Raw genomic sequence first — 5,883 nt, forward strand, 5'->3', positions numbered from 1 at the left:
GCATCCTTGTCCGTGAGTCCGGCGCGGCGCACGAAGACGGCACAGCAGCGGGCGCCGTTGCCGCACTGCGCCACCTCAGTGCCATCCGCGTTAAAGATGCGATACCGGAAATCCGCATCGAGGGACGTCGCGGTCTCTACGAGCAGAATTTGATCGCAACCGACGCCGAAGTGGCGGTCGGCTATGGCACGGATGGCCTCGGGGCACAGTTCGACCCGTTGACGAACGCCATCGAAAACGACGAAGTCGTTACCCAGGCCCTGCATCTTGGTGAAGCGCAGAGAGGGGGACGCAGAATCAGTATGGGAGTGGCTCATGTTCTGAGTTTAGCAATGTCTGTCCGGGGAGGACAGGGCGTGTCGGCGTTATTGTTTGGCTGGGGGACGTGGATTCGAACCACGGTTAGCGGAGTCAGAGTCCGCTGTCCTACCGCTAGACGATCCCCCAAGAGAGGCGCGAATGATAGCTGTGGCGGCCCGTTCGTGTCAAATAGCAGGCGCTTTATCTATAAGATTTGTTGCGCGTTGTAAAAAAGGTGTTGTGAAAATGTTGCAAAGCGTCCACTCCGGTGCTATAACTTCACTCGTGGTATTTGAAACATTGCTCTCGAGGAGGAGCTTAGTCATGAAAAAGAATCTCGTAGCTTTGGCCGTTGCGGCGGCTTTTGTGGTCCCTGGCGTCGCTTTTGCGTCGACCAGTTCCAACAGAGACACCGGCCCGGTTGTATTCGGTTATGCCCAGATCACCGGCGCCACGCAATTCGGCGTTCCTGCTACACAGTCCAGCGGCCTGATTTTCGGCGTCAATCGTATCCGGTTGGGCTTCAAGGGTGAGGCGGTGCCCGGTGTGACTTACTTCATCCAGGGTGCTTATGATGAGGCGGGTTTAGGTAATGGTTTGCCAAATGGCCTGAATAACGGTCTCGGCGGTAACGTGCTGGGTGGCAGTAGTGCCCAGTTGATGGATGCTTGGGTCAACTTCGCACCGGTGCCCTTCGCCCAGTTGCAGGTCGGCAAGTTCAAGACCCCGGAAGGCCTGGAATACACCAGTGTGGCCGGCAATGAACTGACCTTCATCTACCGCAACATGGGGCAGTCCCTGTTGCCCGGGCGTTCCGTCGGTGCCATGCTCCATGCCGGCAATGTGATGGGCACGGGTGTTGGCTATGCCGTGGGTATTTTCGATAACACCTCATTGGACAGTTATACCGCCTTCAGTAACGGCAACACCTTTGGCGGCGGTCAGAGCGGCTTGCTCAACGGTAACGGCAAGTACATCACCTCCGGCATGTTGAGCTACAGCATGGGTCCCCTGTTGACCGCAGAAGTAAGCGGCAGCCTGGCAACGGCAAGGGTCTTGAATGGTACCAACAAGCTCACCAGTTGGAATGTGGGTCTTTGTGGTGGCATGATGGGCATCAAGTACGGCGCCGGTTATACCCGGACCGATGGCACTAGTACGATCGGTTACATGAACGCTGTCCGTAACAGTGTTGGCACCGTCAATGCCAGTGATTGGCATGCGGAGTTGGCCGCCAATCTGCACGAAATGACCCTGACCCCGGACTGGTTGGACGTCGAGCCCGCCGTGCGTTATGACCAGTACCATGTGACGGGCGCCGGCACCCTGGGTAACGCCACCGTTGGCGTGAACTACTTCGTGAACCCCAATAATCCCCATGCGGCTGAAGTCCAGTTGAACTACATCCTGGCTACCCGTGGCGGCTCCATTGACCAGAGGTATCCTGGCGGTAATGGCGTCGTCCCCATCAACGGCTTGGCTTACAACACTCTGATGCTGCAGTTCCAGGCTGGCTTCTAAGTTCAATAAGCCTTCGGGCCGCTTCGGCGGCTCCATTGCCGCCCCTTCGGGGGCGGTTTTTATTTGCTTTTTGGGGTGGATACCTTTATAAGAAAACCCGCTGCGGGGCTTGTGGCCCCTGTGTTTTTTCTTATGACCGTTTTTGGGGAATATTAGTGTCTCGTCAAATCCGTAACATTGCCATCATCGCCCACGTTGACCACGGTAAGACCACGCTGGTGGACCAACTCTTGCGTCAGTCGGGTACCTTTGCCGCCCACCAGCAACTGGAAGAGCGGGTGATGGACAGCAACGATCTGGAAAAAGAGCGCGGCATCACCATTATGGCCAAGAACACGGCGGTGCAGTGGGGCGACACCCACATCAACATCGTCGACACCCCCGGCCATGCCGACTTTGGCGCCGAGGTGGAGCGGGTGCTGGGCATGGTGGACGGCGTATTGCTGTTGGTGGATGCCGTTGAAGGTCCGATGCCGCAGACCCGTTTCGTCACCCGCAAGGCGCTGGAGCTGGGTCTCAAGCCCATCGTCGTCATCAACAAGGTGGATCGCCCCGGCGCCCGCGCCGACTATGTCATCAGCGCCACCTTTGATCTCTTCGACAAGCTGGGTGCGACGGAAGAACAACTGGATTTTCCGGTCATCTACGCCTCCGGTTTGCAGGGCTATGCGGGGGCAGACCCTGAAGTCCGCTCCGGTGACATGAAGCCCCTCTTTGAGATGATCCTCAGTCATGTGGCGGCGCCCGAAGGCGATCCCGATGGCCCTCTGCAGATGCAGATTGCCGACCTCGATTACTCCAGCTATGTGGGACGTATTGCTGTCGGTCGCATTCGCCGTGGCAGCATGCGTCCGGGGCAGGATATTGTCCTTATTCACGGCGTCGACAAGACCCAGACCAAGGCGCGTATCCTTCAGCTCCTCGGCTTTGACGGCCTCAAGCGGGTGCCGTGGGAAAGTGCTACGGTGGGTGACATTGTTGCCGTAACCGGCATTGAAGAACCCTCCATCGGCGCCACCATTGCTGCGCCCGAAGCGCCGGAGGCGCTGCCGTGGAAACCCATTGACGAACCCACCCTGAACATGACGTTTCAGGTCAATACCAGCCCCTTTGCGGGCCGGGAAGGCAAATTTGTCACCAGTCGCCAGTTGCGTGAGCGTCTTTATCGTGAATTGCTCATTAACGTCGCGTTGCGGGTGGAAGATACGGACAACGCCGATGTGTTCATGGTTTCCGGGCGCGGCGAGTTGCACCTGACCATCCTCATCGAGAACATGCGCCGCGAGGGCTACGAACTGGCGGTGTCGCGGCCGCGGGTGATTCAGCGCCAGGTGGACGGCGTCTGGGAGGAGCCCTATGAGGCGCTGACGGTGGACGTGGAAGAACAGCATCAGGGCACCATCATGGAGCGCCTGGGCATTCGCCGCGGCGAGTTGCAGGACATGATGCCCGATGGCCGGGGCCGGGTGCGCCTGGAATACCGGATTCCGGCGCGCGGGCTGATCGGCTTCCACACCGAGTTTTTGACGGCGACTTCCGGCACCGGGGTGATCAGCCATATTTTCGACAACTATGGTCCGGTCAAAGGGACTATTCCGGCGCGCAACAACGGCGTGCTGATCTCGGCGGAAGAAGGCGAGGCGGTGGGTTTCGCGCTCTTTAATCTGCAGGAGCGCGGCCGGATGTTTGTTAGCCCCGGCGACAAGGTCTACGAGGGCATGGTTATCGGCATTCATACCCGCGACAACGACCTGGTGGTCAACCCGCTCAAGGAAAAGAAGCTGACCAATATGCGGGCCTCCGGCTCTGATGAAAACATCATGCTGACGCCGCCGATTAAACTGACGCTGGAGGCGGCAGTCGAGTTTATTGCCGATGACGAGTTGGTGGAGGCGACGCCGCAGTCCATTCGTATCCGTAAGCGTTATCTGACGGAGAATGAACGTAAAAGGGCATCGCGCGGCGGCAGTTAAGCCTCCGGTATGGATGGATGACGGGAGATGGCCCGGAGCGCAGGTAAGGCTCCGGGCCGTTTTTTCGTCTCGTGTCGCAAGTGATGCCTACGGCGTGGGCGCTACGCGCGTTTTTTTAGGCGCGCTGCAGGCTCTGGCGGCTCAATGAAAGACGGTGGCCACCGCCAGACGAAAGGCGGGGATAGGGACGACAAAACTCTCCCCTGTATCGCTGACCCACTCGAAGCTGCCGTGCATGCTGCCTACGGGCGTGGACAGGACAGACCCGCTGGTATAGCGGAAGCGTTGACCGGGCTGCAGCGTCGGCTGTTCACCGACGACGCCTGGCCCTTTGACTTCCTGGATATGGCCCTCGGCGTCCGTAATGATCCAGTGGCGATTGAGAAGCTGTGCCGTCTGCGGGCCGTTATTCTGCAGTGTGATTTGATAAGCGAAGGCGAAATGTTCCTGCTCCGGGCTGGATTGTTCCGGCAGATAGCGCGTCTCGACGCTGATCTGGATTTCTGTGGGGGCATGCTCTTCCATGGTGTGCTCCGGGCCGTTGGTCGGCGTTACGATTCAGAAACAGTCTAACGGTCCGGGGGCAGGCTGCCAAGTTATACCGGCCCACCGATCAGCGTTTGCGCGCGGCGGCCGGGCGGGGGCGGTAGAGGATGAGTACGCGCCCGATGCGGCCGACAACCTCGGCATGACTGGCGCTGGACAAAGTCTCTACCATGTCATCCCGTTCGTCGTGGGGTACCTGGGGCAAACGTATCTTGATGAGTTCGTGGGCGTTGATGGCGACTTCCAGTTCGGCGAGGACGCCGTCGGTGACGCCGTGGGCGCCGATTATGACGACGGGCTTGAGGGCGTGCGCCTGTCCACGCAGGGTTTGTCTTTGTTTGGCGTCCAGCATGGTATCCTCGTCAGTCTGATTGGGCCGCTATGGTGTAGCGGCAGAGTGTACGTTTGCGGAGGGCGGGGGTCAAAGCCCGGAGGTGTGTTTTGGCAAGAAGTAAATCCAGTGAAAAGTGGCTGAAGGAACATTTTAAAGACCCATTCGTGCAGCGCGCGATGAAGGAGGGGTATCGCTCGCGCGCGAGTTACAAATTGCTGGAGATTCAGCAGAAGGATCACCTGATCCGTCCGGGTATGCGGGTGCTGGATGTGGGCGCGGCGCCGGGTGGCTGGACGCAGGTGGCCGCACCGCTCATCGGCAGGAAGGGGCGACTGGTGGCGGTGGATCGTTTGCCTATGGACCCGGTGGCGGACGCCGTAGTGATCTGCGGTGACGTCTATGAAGACGCCGTGCTGGCCGCCTGCCGGGATGCCCTGCCGGGTGGCGCTGATCTGATTATGAGCGACATGGCCCCCAATATGTCCGGCATTGCCAGCGTCGATCAGGCGCGCGCCATTGATCTTGCGGAGCTGGCCCTGGATATGGCCCATCGCTGGCTGGTGCCGGGTGGTTCGCTGCTGATCAAGGTGTTTATGGGGTCCGGCGCGGAGGCGTTGCGCCGGGCGCTGCGCCAGGACTTCAAGAAGATCGTGGTACGCAAGCCGGAAGCCTCGCGTGCGCGCTCCACCGAGCAGTACTGGCTGGCGCTGGACTTTCAGGGAGTTGCGCAGGAAAGGTTGGACAACGGCGGGGCGAGTTCCCTATAATCTGGCCCACGCGCAGTTAGCTCAGATGGATAGAGCGTCGGCCTCCGAAGCCGAAGGTCACTGGTTCGACTCCAGTACTGCGCACCAAATAAAACAAGTAATTACGATGATACGCTGTGCTCCATCTTGCCTTTTTGCTCCATTTTTGCTCCACTGAACTCGGGTCAGGGGGATCACAAGGAGCGAATCATGGCCAGCATTACCGCAAGAAAGGACCGGGACAACCTCACCATTGGCTGGCAGGTGCGGGTACGCAAGAAAGGGTACCCACTGCAAGTCAAAACCTTTGACAAAAAGGCGCAAGCTCAAGCCTGGGCGCGGCAGATCGAAACCGAGATGGACCGGGGCATCTGGCAAGACCGGGGCGAGGCGGAGCGTACCACGGTCAACGACCTACTGGATCGCTACGCCCGCGAGATACTGCCCACCAAGCGCGGGGATG

The 5,883-nt window shown here is 59.4% G+C and carries 6 protein-coding genes, 2 tRNA genes and 1 pseudogene; 5 read left to right on the top strand and 4 right to left on the bottom strand.

Annotated elements, in window-relative coordinates:
- Positions 1-317: diaminopimelate epimerase (locus AC2VNK_RS06450; protein WP_486883219.1), on the bottom strand; the 317-nt coding region annotated here is incomplete at its 3' end.
- Between the two features lie 56 nt (positions 318-373).
- Positions 374-447: transfer RNA gene (locus AC2VNK_RS06455), tRNA-Gln, on the bottom strand.
- A gap of 177 nt (positions 448-624) precedes the next feature.
- Here AC2VNK_RS06455 and AC2VNK_RS06460 point away from each other — a divergent pair.
- On the top strand, positions 625-1,821 hold the full coding sequence (locus tag AC2VNK_RS06460; protein ID WP_486883220.1) for a hypothetical protein: 1,197 nt from the start codon (positions 625-627) through the stop codon (positions 1,819-1,821).
- A gap of 155 nt (positions 1,822-1,976) precedes the next feature.
- Positions 1,977-3,794, top strand: a complete 1,818-nt coding sequence (gene typA, locus AC2VNK_RS06465; RefSeq protein ID WP_291520672.1) for a translational GTPase TypA — start codon at positions 1,977-1,979, stop codon at positions 3,792-3,794.
- A 141-nt stretch (positions 3,795-3,935) separates the two neighbouring features.
- Here typA and apaG read toward each other — a convergent pair whose 3' ends face one another.
- Both apaG and yhbY read right to left on the bottom strand, forming a co-directional pair.
- On the bottom strand, positions 3,936-4,319 hold the full coding sequence (gene apaG, locus AC2VNK_RS06470; RefSeq protein WP_291509072.1) for a Co2+/Mg2+ efflux protein ApaG: 384 nt from the start codon (positions 4,317-4,319) through the stop codon (positions 3,936-3,938).
- 88 nt (positions 4,320-4,407) lie between these two features.
- Complete coding sequence (gene yhbY / locus AC2VNK_RS06475; protein ID WP_291520671.1) at positions 4,408-4,692, bottom strand: ribosome assembly RNA-binding protein YhbY; 285 nt, start codon at positions 4,690-4,692, stop codon at positions 4,408-4,410.
- A gap of 89 nt (positions 4,693-4,781) precedes the next feature.
- Here yhbY and AC2VNK_RS06480 point away from each other — a divergent pair, with 89 nt between their 5' ends.
- From AC2VNK_RS06480 to AC2VNK_RS06490, 3 genes and pseudogenes are all read left to right on the top strand, one after another.
- Positions 4,782-5,441 carry an RlmE family RNA methyltransferase gene (locus AC2VNK_RS06480; protein ID WP_486883221.1) on the top strand — a complete coding sequence of 220 codons (660 nt, stop codon included), beginning with the start codon at positions 4,782-4,784 and terminating at the stop codon, positions 5,439-5,441.
- 10 nt (positions 5,442-5,451) lie between these two features.
- Positions 5,452-5,528 (top strand) — tRNA-Arg (locus AC2VNK_RS06485).
- Positions 5,529-5,630: 102 nt separating this feature from the next.
- A pseudogene (locus tag AC2VNK_RS06490) lies at positions 5,631-5,883 on the top strand (site-specific integrase); the annotation flags it as partial.

It is taken from the genome of Acidithiobacillus sp. TH-A35 (assembly GCF_057473505.1).

Coding starts and splice junctions, on each gene's coding strand:
- apaG (WP_291509072.1), bottom strand. CDS start 4,319: ATGGAAGAGCATGCCCCCACAGAAATCCAGATCAGCGTCGAGACGCGC.
- yhbY (WP_291520671.1), bottom strand. CDS start 4,692: ATGCTGGACGCCAAACAAAGACAAACCCTGCGTGGACAGGCGCACGCC.
- AC2VNK_RS06460 (WP_486883220.1), top strand. CDS start 625: ATGAAAAAGAATCTCGTAGCTTTGGCCGTTGCGGCGGCTTTTGTGGTC.